This is a genomic window from Brevibacillus laterosporus LMG 15441, from assembly GCF_000219535.2.
Taxonomy (GTDB): Bacteria; Bacillota; Bacilli; order Brevibacillales; family Brevibacillaceae; genus Brevibacillus_B; species Brevibacillus_B halotolerans.
Map to the genome: position 1 here is coordinate 961,394 of NZ_CP007806.1, position 22,778 is coordinate 984,171.

3 protein-coding genes are annotated in these 22,778 nt (G+C 42.2%); all 3 read left to right on the top strand.

The annotated features are described in order from the left end of the window. Positions 1 to 11: 11 nt before the first annotated feature. From BRLA_RS04665 to BRLA_RS04675, 3 genes are read left to right on the top strand one after another with little or no spacing between them, the layout of a single operon-like run. Positions 12 to 7,637 (top strand): non-ribosomal peptide synthetase, encoded by a 7,626-nt coding sequence (locus tag BRLA_RS04665; RefSeq protein WP_003335202.1) that lies wholly within the window; start codon positions 12 to 14, stop codon positions 7,635 to 7,637. Positions 7,638 to 7,666: 29 nt separating this feature from the next. Then, the gene (locus BRLA_RS04670; protein WP_003335201.1) at positions 7,667 to 15,247 is read left to right on the top strand and encodes a non-ribosomal peptide synthetase; all 7,581 of its coding nucleotides are present in this window, start codon (positions 7,667 to 7,669) and stop codon (positions 15,245 to 15,247) included. Between the two features lie 27 nt (positions 15,248 to 15,274). Continuing rightward, the gene (locus BRLA_RS04675) at positions 15,275 to 22,750 is read left to right on the top strand and encodes a non-ribosomal peptide synthetase (RefSeq protein WP_003335200.1); all 7,476 of its coding nucleotides are present in this window, start codon (positions 15,275 to 15,277) and stop codon (positions 22,748 to 22,750) included. Positions 22,751 to 22,778 lie beyond the last annotated feature (28 nt).

The window sequence follows — 22,778 nt, forward strand, 5'->3', positions numbered from 1 at the left end:
TGCCACACATCGTGCAAAAAAAAGACAAGATCAAAGATATCTATTCACTTTCTCCGTTGCAAAAGGGTATGCTATTTCATTCCATGAAAGACCCACAGAGCGATGCCTATTTCGAGCAGGTTACCCTTTTGCTGGAGGGGGTTGTAAACCCAACCTATTTGGCTGAAAGTATTCAGGGACTCGTACAAAAATACGACATGTTCCGAAGTGTGTTCCGCTATAAAAAAGTAGACCCTGTTCAGGTTGTGCTTAGTGAACGAAAAATAGATTTACAGATTGAAGACCTTACTCAAATCAATGAAGAAGAGCAACGGAAATTCATTGAGGAATATAGAAAAAAGGACCGGGAAAGAGGCTTCGACCTTTCCCGGGATATCCTGCTACGTTTTACATTGTTTCAAACAGCCGCCAATCGGTATGAATTACTGTGGAGTCATCATCATATCCTGATGGATGGCTGGTGTACGGGTATCGTTTTTCAGGATTTATTTCAAATGTACCAACGTCGCTTGTCAGGACAGGCCTTACTTCCAGAGGTGGCCCCTCAATATAGCGAATATATACGCTGGTTAAAGAAACAAGATGACCAACAAGCATTGGCATTTTGGAAGGAGTATCTACAGGGGTTTGAAAACCTTACGGGAATCCCGCGTCTAAGGTCAGGCAATCATCCCTACAAGCAAGAGGAATTCATTTTCTCCTTGGGAGAGGAAGCTACACAAAAACTAACGCAAACGGCTCAAAAGTATCAGGTGACCTTAAATACTGTTGTGCAAACAATTTGGGGAGCGTTATTGCAAAAATACAATAACACGAATGACGCGGCCTACGGTGTGGTTGTCTCCGGACGACCCGCCGAGGTGCCAAATGTTGAACAAATGGTGGGGTTATTTAGTAATACCATTCCTATTCGTATTAAAAAAGAAGCAGGAAAAACGTTTGGGGAAGTGCTGAAAAACGTACAGCAAACAGCGCTGGAGGCAGAAAAATACGGATATCTTTCTTTAGCCGATATTCAGGCGAGCGCAGCTTATACGCATCAATTGCTTGATCATATTTTAGCGTTTGAAAATTTCCCGATGGATCAAGAAACATTTAATCAAGAAAACGTTCTCGGATTTGCCGTGAAGGATGCCCACACGTTTGAGCAGACGCACTATGATCTGACCGTGCTAGTCATTCCTGGCAAGGAATTAATCTTTAAGTTTATGTATAACGAAAGTGTTTATTCAAAAGAGTACCTCAATCTTTTAGAGCTGAATATGAAAAAGCTGGTCTCTTTGGTTATTGAGCAGCAGGATATCTTTGACCCAGCTACCGAGTTTGTATCCGATTTGGAAAAGGATAAGCTTTTAACCATTTTTAATCGTACGGATGCAAAGTACCCAAGAGAAAAAACGATTCATGAGCTGTTTCAAGAGCAGGTTGACAAGAACCCTGATCAAGTGGCACTCGTATTTGGCGAGGCTCAACTAACATACCGCGAGCTGAACGAAAAGGCGAATCAAATGGCCCGCGGTTTACGCAAACAAGGGGTTTTACCTGATCAGGTGATAGGATTACTTACGGATCGTTCCTTAGAGATGATCATAGCCATTCTAGCGATCTTTAAAGCTGGTGGCGCTTATATGCCTATCGACCCATCTTATCCGAGTGAACGCATTCAATACATGCTAGCAGATAGTCGTACCCATTTGCTATTGGTGCAAAAAGCTGAAATGATCCCAGCTAATTATCAGGGTGAGGTACTACTGTTAACAGAAGATAGCTGGATGGATGAGAATACAGATAATTTAGATTTGGTCAACCAAGCACAAGACCTTGCTTATGTCATGTATACCTCAGGTTCAACAGGTAAACCAAAGGGAAATCTGACAACCCATCAAAATATCGTCAAGACCATCATGAACAATGGTTACATGGAGATTACGCCAAATGATCGTCTTCTCCAGTTGTCCAATTACGCGTTTGATGGATCAACCTTTGATATATACAGCGCATTGTTAAACGGAGCTTCTCTTATTTTAGTACCAACGCATGTACTGATGAATCCGACTGATTTGGCATCGGTCATTCAAGACCAGCATATTACCGTGTCCTTTATGACAACATCTCTATTTAACACTCTGGTTGAGCTGGATGTGACTAGTCTCAAACACATGCGTAAGGTGGTGTTTGGAGGAGAAAAGGCTTCGATCAAGCACGTAGAAAAAGCGCTGGATTATTTGGGAGCTGGACGTTTGGTCAATGGGTATGGACCAACAGAAACTACTGTTTTTGCCACTACCTATACGGTGGACCATACGATCAAGGAGACGGGGATTATGCCGATAGGTCGCCCGTTGAACAATACGAAGGTGTTTATTTTAGGAGCAGACAATCAACTACAGCCGATAGGTGCATTAGGCGAGCTATGTGTGAGCGGGGAAGGGCTTGCCCGCGGGTATCTCAATCTTCCAGAGCTGACTGCTGATCGTTTCGTTGAAAATCCTTTTATGCGGGGAGAGAGAATGTATCGCACAGGGGATTTAGCGCGTTGGTTACCGGATGGAAGCATTGAGTACGTAGGTAGAATAGATGAACAAGTTAAGATTCGGGGACATCGGATCGAATTAGGTGAAATTGAAGCTAGATTACTAGAGCATCCTGCTATTAGCGAGACCGTTTTGCTGGCGAAGCAGGATGAGCAGGGGCATTCCTTCCTATGTGCCTATCTAGTGACAAATGGTGCCTGGTCAGTCGCAGAGCTTCGCAAGCATATCAAGGAAACATTGCCGGATTCTATGGTGCCATCTTATTTTATCGAGATAGATAAAATGCCGCTCACTTCAAATGGCAAGGCAGACAAGCGTGCATTGCCAGAGCCAGATGTTCACCAAGTAAGCTCTTATATTGCTCCTGAGACCGAAACAGAGGAAAAGCTGGTTCAATTATTTCAAGAAATCCTAAGTGTTGAACAAGTCGGTACGCAGGATAATTTCTTCGAGCTGGGCGGACATTCGTTAAAAGCGATGATGCTGGTTTCAAGAATGCACAAGGAATTAGATATAGAGGTACCGCTCAAGGACGTGTTTGCTCGACCTTCAGTAAAAGAATTGGCCGCATTTCTTACAAACACAGAAGTGTCGGATTATATAGCGATTGAACCGGCGGCAAAACAGGAATTTTATCCGGTTTCTTCTGCACAGCGCCGAATGTATGTAGTAGAGCAAATCGGTAGCAGTAATACAACCAGCTACAATATGCCTTTTTTGCTTGAAATAGGAGGAGCCCTCGATGTAGTAGGGTTACAAAAAGCATTAAAGAAACTGGTCATAAGACATGAATCGTTGAGAACGTCCTTTCACATGGTTGATGAGGTATTAATGCAGAAGATCCATCCTGACGTGGAATGGGATTTAATGGTCATGGAAGCAAAAGACGAGGACCTTCCGCAAATCATTGATGGTTTTATCCAGCCGTTTGATTTAAGTGACGCTTCTTTATTTAGAGCGGGACTCGTACGAATGGAAGCTGATCGACATCTACTGATGCTTGATATGCACCATATTATTTCAGATGGGGTATCAACCAATGTATTATTCCAAGACCTGATGCAAATCTATCAGGGCAAGGAGCTCCCTTCTCTTAGAATTCAATACAAGGATTATGCTGTTTGGCAGCAGGCAGAAGCCCAGGTTAATCGTTTACGAGAACAGGAGCAGTATTGGCTTAACCAATTTTCGGGAGAGTTACCTGTACTGGAAATGCCTACCGATTACACTCGTCCATCTATTCAGCAGTCAGAAGGGGATATATGGTCATTTGAAATTAATGCCGAGATCATAAACAAAGTAAAGAAACTGTCCTCCTCGCAGGGTACAACCTTGTATATGACATTGCTGGCCGCCTACCAAGTATTATTGTCAAAATATACGGGGCAAGAGGACGTTATTGTGGGTTCTCCTATTGCTGGCCGACCTCATGCGGATGTAGAAAAGATTGTTGGTATGTTCGTGAACACGTTAGCCTTCAGAGGGCAGCCAAAATCAACTCAAACCTTTAGTACATATCTGTCCGAGGTTAAGGAGCAGGTATTGCACGCCTATGACAATGCAGAATATCCGTTTGAGGAATTACTTGAAAAGCTTGATTTAGAAAGAGATCTAAGTCGTCATCCACTGTTTGATACCATGTTTGCTTTGCAGAATATGGAAATGGCTGAAATCAATATCATGGATCTCTCCTTTCAGCCGCGGGATTTAACATGGAAAAATGCAAAATTCGACCTGACATGGATGATGGCGGAAGCGGAAAATTTGTATGTCACCATTGAGTATAGTACCTCGCTCTTTAAGCCAGAAACGATTGAGCGATTAGGTAAACGATTCACCCATTTACTAAAACAGATCGGGGATGCTCCTGAACGTTTGATTGCTGACTTAGAAGTAGCGACGGAGGATGAAAAACATCAGATTTTATCGGTATTTAATTTGACTCAATCGGATTATCCAGTAAATAAAACAGTTCATCAGCTCTTTGAGGAGCAAGTGCAAAATATGCCTGATCAAAAGGCGATAGTATTTGGTGAAGAGCAAGTAACATACAAAGAATTAAACGCCAAAGCCAACCATCTGGCTACCCTCTTAAAACAAAAAGGCATAACAAACGAGCAACTTGTGGCTGTTATGATTGAGCCTTCCATCGAGTTTTTTGTAGGCATTCTAGCTGTTCTAAAAGCAGGAGGGGCTTATCTACCAATTGACCCAACTTATCCGGCGGAACGAATTGCCTATATTTTGGAGGATAGTCAATCGAAGGTTCTGTTAGTGAGAGGTCATGAACAGGTACAGACACAATTTGCTGGGGAAATCTTGGAAATTGATAGCAAGAAGTTGTCTACCGAAGAGCTGAAAGACGTACCTATGAATAACAAAGTAACCGATCTAGCCTATGTCATTTATACATCAGGGTCCACTGGGCAACCAAAAGGTGTCATGGTGGAGCATAGATCGTTGATGAATCTTTCAGCTTGGCATGTTCACTATTTTGGCATCACAAAGGATGATCGAAGCACCAAATACGCAGGGGTTGGATTTGATGCATCTGTATGGGAGGTCTTCCCTTACTTAATAGCTGGTGCAACGATTTACGTCATCGATCAAGAGACAAGATACGATGTAGAAAAACTGAATCAGTACGTAACAGATCAAGGGATTACGATCAGCTTTTTACCTACGCAATTTGCTGAACAGTTTATGCTGACAGATCATACGGATCATACTGCCCTACGCTGGTTGCTTATCGGCGGTGATAAAGCCCAGCAAGCCGTTCAGCAGAAGAAGTATCAGATTGTAAATAACTATGGGCCTACTGAGAACACGGTTGTAACAACCAGCTATATAGTGAGTCCTGAGGATAAAAAAATCCCGATAGGGCGTCCAATTGCTAATAATCAGGTATTTATCCTGAATAAAGAGAATCAATTACAGCCAGTAGGGATTCCAGGTGAACTATGCGTTAGCGGCGACAGCCTAGCACGCGGCTATCTGCATCGTCCAGAGTTAACGAGTGAGCGTTTTGTAGCTAATCCGTTTGTCCCTGGCGAACGCATGTATAAAACCGGAGATATTGCCCGCTGGTTACCAGATGGAAATATTGAGTATCTAGGTAGATTGGATGATCAAATTAAGATCAGAGGATACCGGGTTGAATTAGGTGAGATCGAATCCGCTATTTTGGAGCATGAAGCAATTCAGGAGACAGTAGTGCTCGCAAGACAAGACGATCAGAATCAGACATATCTATGTGCTTATGTTGTACCGAAAAAATCTTTTGATGTAGCCGAGCTTCGTCAATATCTAGGCAGAAAGCTACCTCACTTTATGATTCCGGCCTTTTTTACGGAAATGACAGAGTTCCCAATTACATCGAATGGGAAAGTAGATAAAAAAGCACTCCCACTACCGGATTTGTCCAAGCAATCAGAGATCGATTACGTTGCCCCAACCACCACGTTAGAAGAAACGCTGGCGGAACTATGGACAGAAGTGCTAGGAGTTTCCCAAGTGGGAATCCATGATAACTTCTTTAAACTGGGTGGGGATTCGATCAAGGCTATTCAGATTGCAGCAAGATTAAATACGAAGCAATTAAAATTGGAAGTTAAGGATTTATTCCAGGCACAAACGATTGCTCAGGTTATTCCATACATCAAAACCAAGGACAGTAAAGCTGAGCAAGGAATTGTTCAAGGAAATGTAGAGCTAACCCCTATACAGGAATGGTTTTTCCAGCAATCCTTCGATATTCCACATCATTGGAATCAGTCCATGATGTTTTATCGAAAGGAAGGGTGGGATCAGCACGTTGTACAAAGGGTGTTCCAAAAAATTGCAGAACACCATGATGCCTTGCGAATGGCTTATCAGCAGGAAAATGGCAAAACGATTCAGATCAATCGCGGAGTGGAAGGCAAGTTGTTTGAGCTAAGCATTTTTGACTTTAAACAACAGGCGAATGTGCCAGAGCTGATCGAGCAAGCAGCTAATCGTCTACAATCCGCAATGAACTTGCAGGACGGTCCATTGGTTCAACTGGGACTCTTTCAGACATCTGAGGGGGATCATCTTTTGATAGCAATTCATCACTTAGTGGTCGATGCCGTTTCATGGCGAATCATTACGGAGGATTTCATGAATGGCTATCAACAAGATTTGCAGGGAGAGCCGATTGCATTTACGAGCAAAACAGACTCCTACCAAAAATGGGCCAAGAGCCTGCTAGAGTACGCTACTAGTGAAGAAATTCAATCAGAGCTGAAATACTGGCAAAGCATGATTGCAAAAGAGCTACCTGCATTGCCAAGAGATTCAAAAGGAGGTGCCCCGTATCTACTCAAGGATATACAAGAGGTCGCTATCCAATTGACAAAAGAGCAAACGAATAAACTATTAACGGATGCCCATAACGCCTACAACACACAGATTAACGATCTTTTGTTGACAGCATTAGCTCTAACTATTCAGGAATGGGCACAAACCAATTCAATCGCAATTACACTAGAAGGCCACGGACGCGAGGATATTGGGGTGGACATTGACATTAACCGTACAGTTGGTTGGTTTACGTCCATGTATCCAGTGGTATTTGATTTGCAGAAGCAAGGGATTGCAAATACGGTTAAGCAAGTAAAAGAAGAGCTGCGACAAATACCGAATAAAGGGATTGGCTATGGGGTTGTTAGATACCTATCGAATCAAGGAAGTACAGAGCTGGATCTAAGCTCCCATGCGATAAATCCAGAGATTAGCTTCAATTACCTTGGGCAAATGGATCAATCTGGACAGGAAGAGGAGTATCAATTGTCCCCATTGTCTTCCGGTCAACAGATTAGTCAGATGAATCAAGGCTTGTTCCCGATAAATGTGAGTGGAATTGTAGTGGAAAATCAGTTGTCCATTCAAATATCTTATGATAGCCAAGCTTATCATGATTCTACTATGGAAAAGCTGATTCAACGTTATCAATATCACTTGTTGGAGATTATTAATCATTGTGTTCAGCAGACAGAAACAGAATTAACCCCGAGTGATTTTTCCACCAAAGAGCTTTCGATGGAGGATTTAGAATCAGTATTTGAGTTACTAGATGAATAAACTTTGGTTATGTCATTAGGAGGCTTTATATGTTAAGTAAAGCAAATATTAAAGACATCTATACATTATCTCCGCTACAAAAAGGCATGTTATTTCAGCATTTAAAAGAAGAAAGCACGGCTTATTTTGAGCAATTACACTTTACGATTAAGGGACAACTATATGTAGATAGCTTCGAAGCAAGCTTTCAGCATCTCATAAACAAATATGATGTGCTACGAACCGTTTTTCTGTATAAAAATATGACCCAGCCCATGCAAATGGTTTTAAAAGAAAGAAAAACAAGTGTGCATTTTGAAGATATCTCCCACCTAGATTCTAAAGCCGTGAGTGAATATGTTGAAGAGTTTAAAAATCAGGATCGGGAGAAGGGATTTGAACTCTCGAAGGACATTCTCATGCGTTTTGCTATTTTGAAGGCTGGTGCTAAGTCCTATCATTTAATTTGGAGCTTCCATCATATTTTAATGGACGGCTGGTGCATGGGCATTGTGTTACAGGATTTGTTCAGAATGTATCAGCAGCATCGTCAAAATATACCGATTACCGTTGAGAGCGTTCCTGCCTATAGCGAGTATATCCGTTGGCTTGAGAAGCAGAATGTAACAAAGGCGAGGGATTACTGGAAAAATTACTTAGAGGGCTATGAGGAATTAACAGGTATCATTCGTCTCGATACGAAGCATACAAGTCATAACAACGAGGTACAGGAATGCGCCTTTACACTGGATAAGGACATAACGGAAGGACTTACTCAGCTTGCTCGTCATTATTCAGTGACAGTAAATACGCTTTTTCAAACAATTTGGGGCATGCTGTTGCAAAAGTATAACAATAAGGATGATGTTGTGTTTGGTGCGGTCGTATCTGGCCGCCCCTCTGAAATCCATGGCGTAGAAAACATGGTTGGCTTGTTTATCAACACTGTCCCTATTCGTATTCAAAAACAAATGAATGATACCTTTAGCCATTTATTAAAAAGAGTTCACGAATCTACGCTATTGTCTAAACAGTATGAGTTTGTATCCTTAGCAGATATTCAAACCGATGCAGGATTTTCTGGTCAATTGCTAGATCACATCTTAGTTTTTGAAAACTATCCGATAAGTGAAGGTTCTTTTGAGGAAGAAGAATTTACGATGGATAGTATAAAAACCTATGAGAAAACAAGCTATGACCTAAACGTGATGATTCGGCCTAATGAGGATCAGCTTGATATTGCCTTCCAATTCAACGATGACGTGTACTCAAGCGAAAATGTAAAAAGACTGTTCCAGCATATGAAGCAACTGGCTCTAGCTGTAATCAAGAATCCGGATGTGCGCTTGGAAGAAATAGCAATGATCACAGAAGAGGAACGCTATCAAATCTTGCACGATTTCCAAGGGGAGATAGTTGATTTTGTAACAGAAAAAACGCTTCCTGAACTGTTTGAAGACCAGGTGAAACGAACTCCAGAAGCAATTGCACTTCGATTTGAAGATCAACAATTGACCTATCAGGAGCTAAATCAGCGAGTAAATCAATTAGCTTGGACACTAAGAATGAAGGGCTTGCAGCAAGAAGAACTCGTTGGAATTATGGTGCAGCGCTCATTAGAAATGATCGTTGGTGTGCTAGCCGTTATAAAAGCAGGCGGTGCATACGTACCAATTGATCCGGAATATCCGCTCGACCGAATCCAATATATGCTGGAAGACAGTGGAACCAATTGGCTATTAACCACGAAACAGAGCGAAATTCCTTCCATCTATCAAGGGCATGTCCTGTATCTTGAGGAAGATACGGTGTATCACGAGCGGTCTTCAGATGTAGAGATTGTAAATCAATCCAGCGACTTAGCTTATATTATCTACACGTCCGGTTCTACTGGTCAGCCTAAGGGTGTCATGATTGATCATCGTGCTGTTCATAATTTGCATTTGTCAGCAGGAATCTATGGAATCGCACAGGGAAGCCAGGTTTTGCAGTTTGCCTCTTTAAGCTTTGATGCTTCGGTGGGTGATATCTTCCACAGCCTATTAACGGGAGCTACCTTGCATCTTGTAAAAAAAGAGCAATTGCTATCCGGACACGCCTTTATGGAGTGGTTAGACGAAGCTGGCATTACGACTATTCCGTTTATTCCACCAAGCGTCCTAAAAGAATTACCATATGCAAAACTGCCTAAGCTCAAAACAATCAGTACTGGCGGGGAAGAATTACCGGCCGATTTAGTAAGGATTTGGGGAGCAAACCGCACATTTTTAAATGCGTATGGTCCGACAGAAACAACGGTTGATGCTTCGATTGGTAATTGTGTAGAGATGACGGATAAGCCTTCGATTGGTACGCCAACCGTTAATAAGCGAGCGTATATTTTGGATCAATACGGTCATATTCAGCCAATCGGTGTTCCCGGGGAATTATGCGTAGGTGGAGAAGGCGTAGCTCGTGGATATTTACATAGACCTGAGCTTACAGATGAAAAGTTCGTGAACGATCCTTATGTACCAAACGGGAGAATGTATAAAACGGGAGACTTAGCTAGATGGTTGCCGGATGGAACAATCGAATTTTTAGGCCGTATGGATGGCCAAGTAAAAATTCGTGGATTTAGGATTGAGCTTGGAGAAATTGAAGCTCGGCTAAACCAAGCCCCATCTGTAAAGCAAGCTGTGGTTCTAGCTCGTTCAGGAGAACAAAAGCAGGTATACCTATGCGCATATTTGGTGACGGACAACGATTTAAAGGTTTCAGCCTTACGTAAGGAATTAAGTCAAACGTTACCAGACTATATGATTCCATCGTTTTTTATAAAAGTCGATAAGATTCCAGTCACAGTAAACGGCAAGATAGACAAGAAAGCCTTGCCAGAACCAGAAAAAGAAGTAGAGCTGCAAACCGAATATGTAGCTCCAACGAACCCAACAGAGGAGATTCTTGTACAGATTTGGCAAAAGGTGCTGGGAATGGAGCGAGTAGGGATAGAGGATAACTTCTTTGAGCTAGGTGGTCACTCTATCAAGGCAATGATGCTTGCTTCCAATATTTATAAGGAATTAAAGATTGATCTGCCTTTGCGTGAGATTTTTAAGCATACGACAGTAAAAGAAATGGCTCGTTTTATCGACGGTCGGGATGAAGAAGAATACGTCGGAATTCAACCCGCAGCCAAACAAGAATACTACCCTGTCTCTTCTGCACAAAAAAGGATGTATGTCATTCAATCATTGGAAGATAAGGCTCAAGGCACGAGCTATAATATGCCGTCTTTCTATAAAATGAAGGGCTCGGTAGATGCAGAGAAATTAGAGAAGGTATTCCAAACATTAATGGATCGGCACGAATCATTACGAACCTCCTTTCATATGATCGAGGAGCAGCTAGTTCAAAAGGTTCACGAACAGGTTTCATGGAAAATGGACATGAAAACCGTCAGCGCCAATGATGTTTCAAGATTAAAGGATTCGTTTGTCCAACCGTTTGACATCAGTACAGCTCCTTTGTTCCGAGCCAGTCTTCTTACGATTCATAAAGATGAGCACATTCTTATGATGGATGTACACCATATTGTAGGAGACGGTGTTTCGACCACGATCTTGTTCCAGGAGCTTATCCAGTTGTATCAAGGGCAAGCGCTACCTGAAGTGAAGGTACACTATAAAGATTACGCTGTGTGGCAATTGTCCCAGCAGGATCGTTTGAAAGAAAGCGAAAATTTCTGGTTGCAGCAATTTTCTGGAGAGTTGCCGGTGTTGGAGCTACCTACTGATTATTCTCGTCCCCCAATTCGCCGATTGGAAGGAGAATATGTAAGCCAAAGCCTACGTGGTGATCTCCATGAAAGCGTAAAAGCCTTCATGAAAAATCACGAAGTAACGCTATATATGGTACTGCTTGCGACATATAACGTTCTTCTGCACAAATACACGAATCAGCACGACATTATTGTTGGTACGCCTGTTTCGGACCGACCGCATCCAGATGTCATGTCCACTGTCGGTATGTTTGTAAATACGCTGGCAGTCCGAAATCAGTTGGAGTCTGAGCAAACCTTCGAAGAGTTTTTAGCAAATGTGAAAAATAAAATGCTAGAGGTCTATGGTCATCAGGAGTATCCGTTTGAAGATGTAATTGAAAAAGTAAAGGTTCAAAGGGATACAAGCAGACATCCGCTATTTGACACAATGTTTGGTGTACAAAATCTGGAGATATCCCACGTGGAGCTACCCGATTGGGGTATAGAAGCATTGGATATTGACTGGACTAACTCCAAGTTTGATATGAGCTGGATGGTATTTGAAGCAGACGGTCTAGAAATTGGCGTGGAGTATAGCACAAGCCTATTTGAGCGCAATACGATTCAGCGAATGATCGGACACTTTGAACATATCATCGAGCAGATTATGGAAAATCCTCAAATTCGTTTAGCTGATATTCAGTTGACGACAGAAGATGAGAGAATCCAAATCTTAGAGGAATTCAATCATCAACCAACAAAAATAACCTACGATCAGGCAATCCAAAACAGATTTGAAGAACAGGCTATGAAGACACCTGATGCAGTGGCACTTGTATATAAAGGTCAGGAGTTAACCTATCGTGAGCTTAACCAAAGATCAAATCAGATGGCTCGTACATTAAGAGAGCATGGGGTCGGGCGTGATCAAATAATTGCGGTCATGATTAATCGTTCACATGAGCTGATCATTAGTATCCTAGCCGTATTAAAGGCAGGAGGAGCATACCTGCCAATTGATCCAACGTACCCGCTTGATCGGATTGAACACATGCTAGAGGATAGCCAGACTGCAATGCTGTTAACTCAAAAAGAAATCCAAATACCTACAGGATATTCAGGGGAAGTTCTCTTCGTTGATCAAGCTGATATTTATCATGAGGATGCTACGGATTTATCTAGTATGAATCAGCCTGCGGATTTGGCCTATATTATTTACACATCAGGCTCTACTGGAAAGTCCAAGGGAGTAATGATCGAGCATCGTTCATTACATAATCTGATTCATATTTCTCACCCCTATAAAATGGGAGCAGGAAGCAGAGTCCTTCAATTTGCCTCTAGCAGCTTTGATGCCTCGGTAGCAGAGATCTTTCCAGCTCTTTTAACTGGATCAACTTTATATATAGAAGAGAAAGAGGAGCTATTAACCAATTTAGTTCCCTACTTACTTGAGAATCAAATAACAACAGTAGCATTGCCGCCATCTTTATTAAGATCCGTTCCTTATAGGGAACTGCCAGCTTTAGAGTGCATAGTTAGTGTCGGAGAAGCTTGCACATTTGACATTGTACAAACTTGGGGGCAAAACCGCACCTTTATAAACGGATACGGCCCTACAGAATCAACTGTTTGCAGTGCCTTTGGTGTGGTGACAGCAGAGGACAAGCGTATCACGATTGGTAAACCGTTCCCTAATCAAAAGGTCTATATCATCAATGAAAATCAACAGCTACAACCAATCGGGGTTCCAGGTGAGCTTTGCATAGCAGGGGCTGGATTAAGCCGTGGGTACTTGAATCGTCCAGAGCTGACACAGGAAAAATTTGTAAACAACCCCTTTGCACCTGGTGAGCGTATGTATAAAACAGGAGACGTAGCTCGCTGGTTGCCTGATGGCAATATCGAATATGCCGGTCGTATGGATGATCAGGTTAAAGTACGCGGAAATCGGGTCGAGCTTGGGGAGGTTACCAGCCAATTACTTACGCATCCTTCGATTACAGAAGCTGTTGTTGTACCAATAGTCGATACACATGGAGCAACGACACTATGCGCCTATTTCATCGAGGATAAAGAAGTGAAGGTCAACGATTTGCGCCATCATTTGGCTAAAGCTCTACCTGAGTTTATGATTCCTACTTACTTTATTAAAGTAGATCATATTCCATTGACAGGAAACGGAAAGGTAAATAAACAAGCATTACCTGACCCTTCCGAATTCATTTCAGCACAAACAGGCCATGAAATCGTTGCCCCTTCTTCTCAGGACGAGGAAATACTGGTTCAGGTATGGGAAGAAGTCCTGCAGTTCAAACCGATTGGGGTAGAGGACAACTTCTTTGAACGAGGCGGAGACTCCATTAAGGCATTGCAAATCGTAGCTAGACTTAGTAAATATAATCGGAAATTGGATAGTAGACATATTTTTAAAAATCCAACGATTTCCATGCTGGCTCCTTACCTTGAACAAAGAGGTGCTTTGATTGAACAAGATTCAATTGAAGGCGAAGTGCCGCTTACACCGATTCAATCCTGGTTCTTTGAACAACCCTTTGTGCATCCACACCACTTTAATCAATCTATGCTTCTACCAAATGAACAAGGCTGGGATCGTCAACGAATAGAACAAGCATTTACAACCATTGTTAGACACCATGATGCCTTAAGAATGAAGTACCAGTTTAGAGAGAAGATCATTCAAGAAAATCAGGGTATCGAGGGAGAGTTTTTTACCCTGCATGAGGTGGATGTAACCAAGGAAAGAGACTGGCAAATGCGCATCGAACAAGAAGCTAATCAACTCCAAGCAAGCTTTGATTTGACAACAGGCCCTCTTGTAAAGCTTGGCTTATACCATACGGCATATGGCGATTATCTTCTGATTGTTGTACATCATCTCTTAATTGATGGTGTCTCATGGCGCATCCTGCTGGAGGATTTCCAGACACTTTATGAGCAAAAGGGTGAGTTGCCGGCGAAAACCACTTCCTTTAAGGCGTGGGCTGTACAACTGGAGGGGTATGCTCGCAGCAAAAAGCTACAAGACGAGGCAAGCTACTGGAAAGGGTTGTTGAATAAATCGGTAAGAGAGCTGCCTGCGGATAAGGAATCAAGCGATACATTCCTCTTTGGAGATACAAAAGAAGTACAGCTTACCTTTGATATAAATGAAACCCAAGACCTGCTTACGGATGCCCACCATGCTTATAAGACAAAAGCGGATGATTTATTGCTGGCAGCGTTGGTTCTTAGCATAAATGAGTGGACGAAGCAAAGCGATATCATAGTGAATTTGGAAGGTCATGGCCGTGAGACGATCGGCGAAGGCATTGATTTGAGCCGTACAATTGGCTGGTTTACTACAATTTATCCAGTTCTGTTTGAAGTAGAGAACCATCAACTTTCCAGCGTGATTAAACATGTAAAAGAAACGCTGCGCAATGTACCGAATAATGGTATTGGTTTTGGGATCTTACAACACATGTCTCATTCTGATGTAAGCCAGAGCCAATTAAGTTCTCATCACATAAGCTTCAACTACCTAGGTCAGATGGGAGAAGATTCCGCTAGTCAGTCTGAGACGGATAATGGAGTCCTTATCAATACAGGAGACCAGATAAGCCCAATGAACGCAAATCCGGGCTCGCTTAATATGACTTGCCTTGTAATGAATAATACGTTGCTTGTTACTTTTGATTATAATCCGCAACGTTACGAACAGGAGACAATTCAACGTCTGGCAGATCGTTATAAGAGCAATTTAAAAGCAGTCCTCGATCATTGTGTTCAACGAGAGCAGACAGAGCGAACACCTAGTGATTTTAGTACGAAGAAGCTTTCTTTAGAGGACTTAGACGACGTGTTTGCAACACTTAAAAATCTATAAAGGTATCCTGAGGAGGAGAAGATTAACTTGATTAATACCTCAGACGTCAAAGACATTTATAGTTTATCCCCGATGCAACGAGGAATGTTGTTTCATACATTAAAAGACAAAGAAAACCTTGCCTATTTTGATCAGACAACTTTTCAAATAGAAGGTGACATATGTGTCGAATCCCTTGAGAAAAGTTTTAACGAGCTGATTCGCAAGTATGATGTTCTGCGTACGATCTTTTTATATCAGAAATTAAAAGAGCCGATGCAGGTTGTGTTAAAGGAGAGAACAGCAAACATTCATTATGAGGATTTCTCTATGAAGAGCGAGTCGGATAAAGCAAAGGCTCTTCGTGTAGCAAAACAGAGGGACCGGGACGAGGGCTTTGACCTCTCCCGGGACATCCTCATGCGGTTATCTTTATTAAAAGTCGCCCCTAACCAATACGAATTAGTGATCAGTAGCCACCATATTATCATTGATGGATGGTGTACAGGAATTTTGTATCAGGAGCTGTTCTATTTTTATCAATGCTTCGTAGCAAATCAACCTATCCCTGCTGAGAAATCGATTCCGTATAGCAGATATATTCGTTGGCTTGAAGAACAGGATGAAGAGGAAGGAAAAGCCTATTGGGGTGAATATCTACAAGATTTCGAGGGGGCATCTGTTATCCCTAAGCAAAACGCTAAGGGAGAGAAGGAAGTATGCTCCATTGATAAGGTAACCTTCCACTTTGATAAAAAGCTGACGGAGGAACTGGTGCAGGTAGCAAAAGCTTGCCAAGTAACAATAAGTACCTTGTTTCAAACAATGTGGGGCATCCTGCTCCAAAAGTATAATAACTCGCAGGAAGCTATATTTGGATCGGTTATTTCAGGAAGATCACCAGAGATTCCTGATGTGGAAAAAATAGTTGGAATTTTTATTAATACCATTCCTGTTCGCATTCGTACATTGGACAAGCAAACCTTCAAGGAATTGCTGATCCAGGTTCAGGAGGCATCTGTCAACTCTGAAAAATATAATTATCTAACATTGGCTGATATTCAAGCAATTACCGGATCGAATCATGCACTTATCCATCATATTGTGGCATTTGAAAATTTCCCGATTGCCTCGGACAGCTTCGTAGATTCGAGCGAGTCCGATTCAGAAGAATTGAAAATTGTGAACGTCATAGATGATCATGAAAAGACCAACTTTGATTTTAGTGTGCAAGTTCAGCTTGATACAGAGTTACTAGTAAAAATCTCTTATAATCAACATCTTTATCATAGAAGCTTTATTGAAAATATCTTTCATCACCTGCAACAGATTGCCGGGTCTATCATTCATAACCTAGATATTCAAATAAATGAGATAGCTATTGTTTCTAAGGAAGAGAAGAAACAACTATTACGCTATTCCACTCCAGCCAAGTCAGATTTTCCAATGGATAAAACCATTCATCAGCTATTTGAGGAGCAGGTATCACGGACACCAGAGCAGATCGCGGTCGTTTTTAAAGGGGAGTCCTTCACCTATCGCGAGTTAAATGAAAAGGCAAATCAATTGGCATGGGTGCTAAGAAAACGGGAGGTAAGACCTAACGAGATCGTTGCGATCATGGCGGAGCATTCCCTAGAGATGCTGGTTGGGGTGATTGGGACTTTAAAGGCAGGTGCGGCCTATCTTCCTATTGACCCATCCTACCCAGAAAAAAGAATCGCCCATATGCTACAAGATAGCAAAGCGGAGCAACTACTTATCCAGCCTCATTTGCATATGCCACCGGACTTTAAGGGAAGTGCCTTATGGTTAACAGAAGAGAGCTGGGCGAAGGAGAGTACGACCGATCTGCCGCTTGCTACGAGCGCAAATGATCTAGCATACATGATTTATACCTCAGGCTCAACAGGACTGCCGAAGGGAGTTTTGGTTGAGCATCAAGCCCTGGTTAATTTAGTTATGTGGCATAACGAGGCATTTGGCGTAACCATGACTGATCAATGCACGAAATTGGCGGGATTTGGATTCGATGCGTCGGTGTGGGAGACCTTCCCTCCGCTTATACAGGGAGCGACGCTTCATGTGTTAGAGGAATCGAGACGTGGAGATATTTATGCGCTGCATGAATACTTTGAAAAGAATGCGATCACCATTAGCTTCTTGCCTACTCAATTAGCCGAACAATTTATGGAGCTTACAAGCAGTACATTACGTGTGTTACTCATTGGCGGTGACCGAGCTCAAAAGGTTAAAAAGACAGCGTATCAAATCATAAACAACTACGGTCCAACCGAAAATACAGTAGTAACGACGAGCGGCCAACTGTATCCTGAGCAGGATGTCTTCCCTATTGGAAAGCCGATCACCAATCACAGCGTTTATATTTTAGATCAGAACAGACATCTTCAGCCGATCGGAATACCTGGCGAGCTGTGCGTCAGTGGTGCAGGGCTTGCTAGAGGCTACCTCAATCAGCCTGAACTCACCGTAGAATGCTTTGTTGATAATCCTTTTGTACCTGGAGAGAGAATGTATCGCACAGGGGACTTAGTTCGTTGGAGAATCGATGGCAGCATCGAATATCTGGGAAGGATTGACGAGCAAGTCAAGATTCGAGGATACAGAATTGAGTTAGGTGAGATCGAAACAAAGCTTCTTGAGCATCCTTCCATTAGTGAGGCGCTCGTTGTGGCTCGAAATGACGAGCAAGGTTATACCTATCTATGCGCTTATGTGGTAGCGACTGGGGCCTGGAGCGTATCTTCATTACGTGAGCATTTAATCCAAACATTGCCCGAATATATGATTCCAGCTTACATGATGGAAGTGGAGAAAATGCCGCTTACTGCAAACGGAAAGGTAGATAAGCGAGCGTTACCAGTGCCTGATAGGCAAAGAATGAACGAATATGTGGCACCTGCAACAGAGACAGAGGAAAAGCTAGTTCTACTGTTCCAAGAGATTTTAGGACTTGAGCGTATTGGTACTAAAGATCACTTCTTTGAATTAGGGGGACATTCGCTGAAAGCGATGATGCTTGTGTCTCGTATGCACAAGGAGCTAGGTGTAGACGTGCAGTTAAATGAGATGTTTGCTCGTCCAACGGTTAAAGACCTAGCTGCTTACATAGATCAGATGAACGGCACTGCTTACACAGCGATTCAGCCAGCGGAGGAGCAGTCTTATTATCCTGTTTCTTTTGCCCAAAGAAGAATGTATGTTGTACAGCAAATGAGAGATAGTGAAACGACGAGCTATAACATGCCGTTTACGTTTGAGCTAAAAGGAAAGCTACATCTGGACAAGCTGCGAGAAGCGTTACAGATTTTGGTTCTACGACATGAAAGTCTGCGTACATCCTTTCATATGATTGATGAAAATCTCGTTCAAAAAGTGAATAAAGATATTTCATGGGATTTAGAAGTAATAGAAGCTCAGGAGTCAGAGATAGAAGTAAAACTGGAGGAATTTATCAGACCGTTCCATTTAAGTGAGGCTCCGCTTTTCAGAGCTCGTTTAATTTGCTTGAATCCACAGCATCATCTTTTGAGTTTAGACATGCATCATATTATTTCAGATGGAGTATCCATGAACCTGTTCCTACAGGAATTCATGACACTCTATCAGGGAGAAGCATTGCCAGCGCTCTCTATTCAATACAAGGATTACGCCGTATGGCAACAATCAGACAAGCAGCGAGCTAGATTAAAAGAGCAGGAAAAATATTGGTTACATCATTTTTCTGGAGAGCTGCCTACCTTAGAATTGCCAACAGATTTTCCACGCCCTGCTATACAGCAATTTGACGGAGATGAATGGGCTTTTGAAATGAATGCTGATCTTTTAGCGAAGGTCAAACAGATCTGCTCTAGCCAAGGCACGACGTTATATATGACGCTTCTCGCTGCTTATCAGGTGTTCTTAGCCAGATATACCGGGCAGGAGGATATCATTGTAGGTTCTCCAATTGCTGGACGTTCTCATGCTGATTTGGAAAACATGATAGGTATGTTTGTCAATACATTAGCATTGCGCGGTAAGCCAAAGGCAGATCAATCCTTCCTCTCCTATTTAAAACAGGTAAAAGAGACCGTATTCCAAGCATACGCGAACGCAGAATATCCATTTGAAGAGTTGATTGAAAAACTCGATTTAGAACGAGATATGAGCCGTCATCCGCTATTTGATACCTTGTTCTCTTTGCAAAATATGGAAATATCTGAGTTCCAAATGAATAATCTAGAGATTTTTCCTTATGAAACGGGACAAAAGAATGCAAAATTCGCTCTTAGCTGGTTAATAGCAGAAGGAGAGTCCCTTTATGTAACAATCGAATACAGCACCAAATGCTTTAAGCGAGAAACCATTAAACGCATGGCAAGTCATTTTGAACAACTGCTAGCCCAAATTGTTGAGCAACCGGAAGCGCGCATTGGCCAACTGGAGTTAGTAGCAGATGCCGAAAGAAAAATGTTACTGGAAGACTTTAATCTGACAAAAGTCGACTATCCACGAGAAAAAACAATTCAAGAATTATTTGAAGAGCAGGTGGACAAAAACCCTGATCAAATCGCGCTTATATGTGGAGAGCAACAGTTTACCTACGAACAATTAAATGTGAAATTTAACCAATTAGCTCACGTATTAAGAAGAGAAGGCGTTCAACCCAATCAGGTAATAGGGCTTATTACGGATCGATCGCTGTCGATGATTGTAGGTATTTTTGGAATTATAAAAGCAGGTGGGGGCTATCTGCCAATCGATCCGACCTATCCTACCGAAAGAATTGAATACATGCTTGAAGATAGTCAAACTCACCTATTGTTGGTACAACACAGAGACATGGTTCCAGCAGGTTATCAGGGAGAGGTTTTGATAATAGAGGATGAGATAAGTCCAGATGAACAAGTAGCTAACATAGAATTGATCAATCAGCCGCAAGACTTGGCTTATGTCATGTACACATCTGGCTCTACAGGTAAACCAAAGGGGAACCTGACTACTCATCGAAACATTATCAAAACGGTATGCAATAACGGATATATTGAGATAACGACTGAGGATCGTCTTTTGCAGTTATCTAATTATGCTTTTGACGGCTCTACCTTTGATATATTCAGCTCGTTATTACACGGAGCAACGCTGGTACTGGTACCAAAAGAAGTGATCCTGAATCCAACAGACTTGGTTACATTGATACGCGAACAGCAGATCACTGTATCGTTTATGACTACCTCATTGTTTAATGCATTAGTGGAACTGGATGTAAGCAGTTTCCAAAACATGCGCAAGATCGCATTTGGAGGAGAAAAGGCTTCCTTTAAGCATGTGGAAAAGGCATTGGATTTCCTCGGAAATGGACGATTGGTGAATGGATATGGTCCCACAGAAACAACCGTTTTTGCTACAACCTACACTGTGGATGAGCGCATAAAGGAATGGGGGATTATACCGATTGGTCGACCGCTACATAATACCACGGTCCACATTTTAAGCGCTGATGACAAGCTACAGCCAATTGGAGTCATTGGAGAACTGTGCGTAAGCGGTGAAGGATTGGCACGCGGTTACCTTAATCTACCAGAGTTGACGATGGAGCGATTTGTTGAAAATCCATTTAGACCTGGTGAAAGAATGTACCGCACAGGGGACTTAGCTCGTTGGTTACCGGATGGGGTTCTTGAATATGTAGGACGCAAGGATGAACAAGTGAAAATTCGCGGACATCGCATTGAGCTTAGTGAAATTGAAACAAGGATATTGGAGCATCCTACGATCAGTGAAACGGTTCTGCTAGCCAAGCGAAATGAGCAAGGCAGCTCATACCTGTGCGCTTATATTGTTGCCCATGGCCAATGGAATGTACAAGAATTGCGCAAGCATGTAAGAGATGCTTTGCCAGAACACATGGTGCCTTCTTATTTTATTGGCTTAGACAAACTTCCACTTACCTCCAATGGTAAAGTCGACAAACGAGCATTGCCAGAACCAGAGGGCAGCTTGCAACTGACTAGAGAAATTGTTGCTCCACGCAATGAAACTGAAAAACAGTTAGTTGAAATTGTTGCTGAGGTTCTGGGACTAGAAGCTAGTGAAATAAGTATTACCGATAATCTTTTTGAGCTAGGTGGACATTCCCTAACGATTCTGAGAATCCTTGCTAAGGTTCATACATGTAACTGGAAGCTTGAAATGAAAGACTTCTATAATTGCAAGAACCTTGAGGAAATAGCAAGCAAGGCAACTGATATGCAGGAAAATCAAAATCTGTCTGGCAGTGGCTCAGTCTTTAAAAAGGGTGGGAAGAAATCAATCCCGGTAGTACCCGTCCACGATAGACAAAAAGAGATGGAGCATGTTTTATTGCTCGGCTCCACTGGTTTCTTAGGTATTCATTTGCTACATGAGCTACTACAGAAAACAGAAGCGACAATTCTTTGCGTCATTCGTGCAGAAAATGATGAGGCTGCTATGCAACGACTACGCAAAAAAATTGATTTTTACTTTACCTCACAGTACAGTAGCTCCCAAATTGATGAGTGGTTTACCCGCATCCAAATCATTCACGGTGATATTACGCAAGACAATTTTGGATTAGAGGCAAAACATTACGAGTCGCTAGGAGCTATCGTTGACACTGTCATTCATACGGCTGCATTGGTGAAGCACTACGGGCACTATGAAGAGTTTGAAAGAGCAAATGTACATGGAACTCAGCAAGTAGTTACCTTTTGCTTGAACAATAAATTACCAATGCACTATGTTTCAACACTGAGCGTTTCGGGAACCACCGTTGAAGAAGCAACAGAGCTTGTAGAATTTACCGAGAAGGACTTTTATGTTGGTCAAAACTATGAGTCAAATGTATATCTGAGAAGTAAATTTGAAGCCGAAGCCGTACTTGTAGGCGGAATGGAAAACGGACTCGATGCACGTATCTACCGGGTTGGCAATTTAACAGGACGCTTTCAGGATGGATGGTTCCAGGAAAATATCAATGAAAATATGTTTTATCTCCTATCGAAAGCCTTCCTTGAGCTTGGAGGTTTTGATCAGGAAATTATGCAGGGTATGGTTGATTTAACCCCTATTGATATATGTGCACAAGCTATTATACACATCATCAACAGCAAAGGAATTGAGGAAAGAGTCTTCCATTTACAGAATCCGCACTTGGTAACATACGATGATATGTATCGTGTATTTGAAGGGCTTGGCTTTTCTAGACGGGTACAAAGTCGAGAAGATGTTACACGTGAACTAGATGTAATGATGTCTCAGGGTAATGAAAAGCTATTTTTGGCTGGGATTCTGACCACGATGTTGGATGATGTAGAGCGTGCTGAACAATTTAATGTTGCAGTCGATTCAAGTAGGACAATGCAGCTATTAGAGGATACCTCGTTTACCTATCCTGTTCCTGATGATGAGTATTTGCGCAAGCTGGCTATGCATATGATCAAAGTTGGGTTTGTTACTCCTAATCATACTGTTGCTGAAAAGATAGGAACTAGTCGTTAGCGCTATGCTAGCGACTGGTTCCCAACCT

Coding starts and splice junctions, on each gene's coding strand:
- BRLA_RS04670 (WP_003335201.1), top strand. CDS start 7,667: ATGTTAAGTAAAGCAAATATTAAAGACATCTATACATTATCTCCGCTA.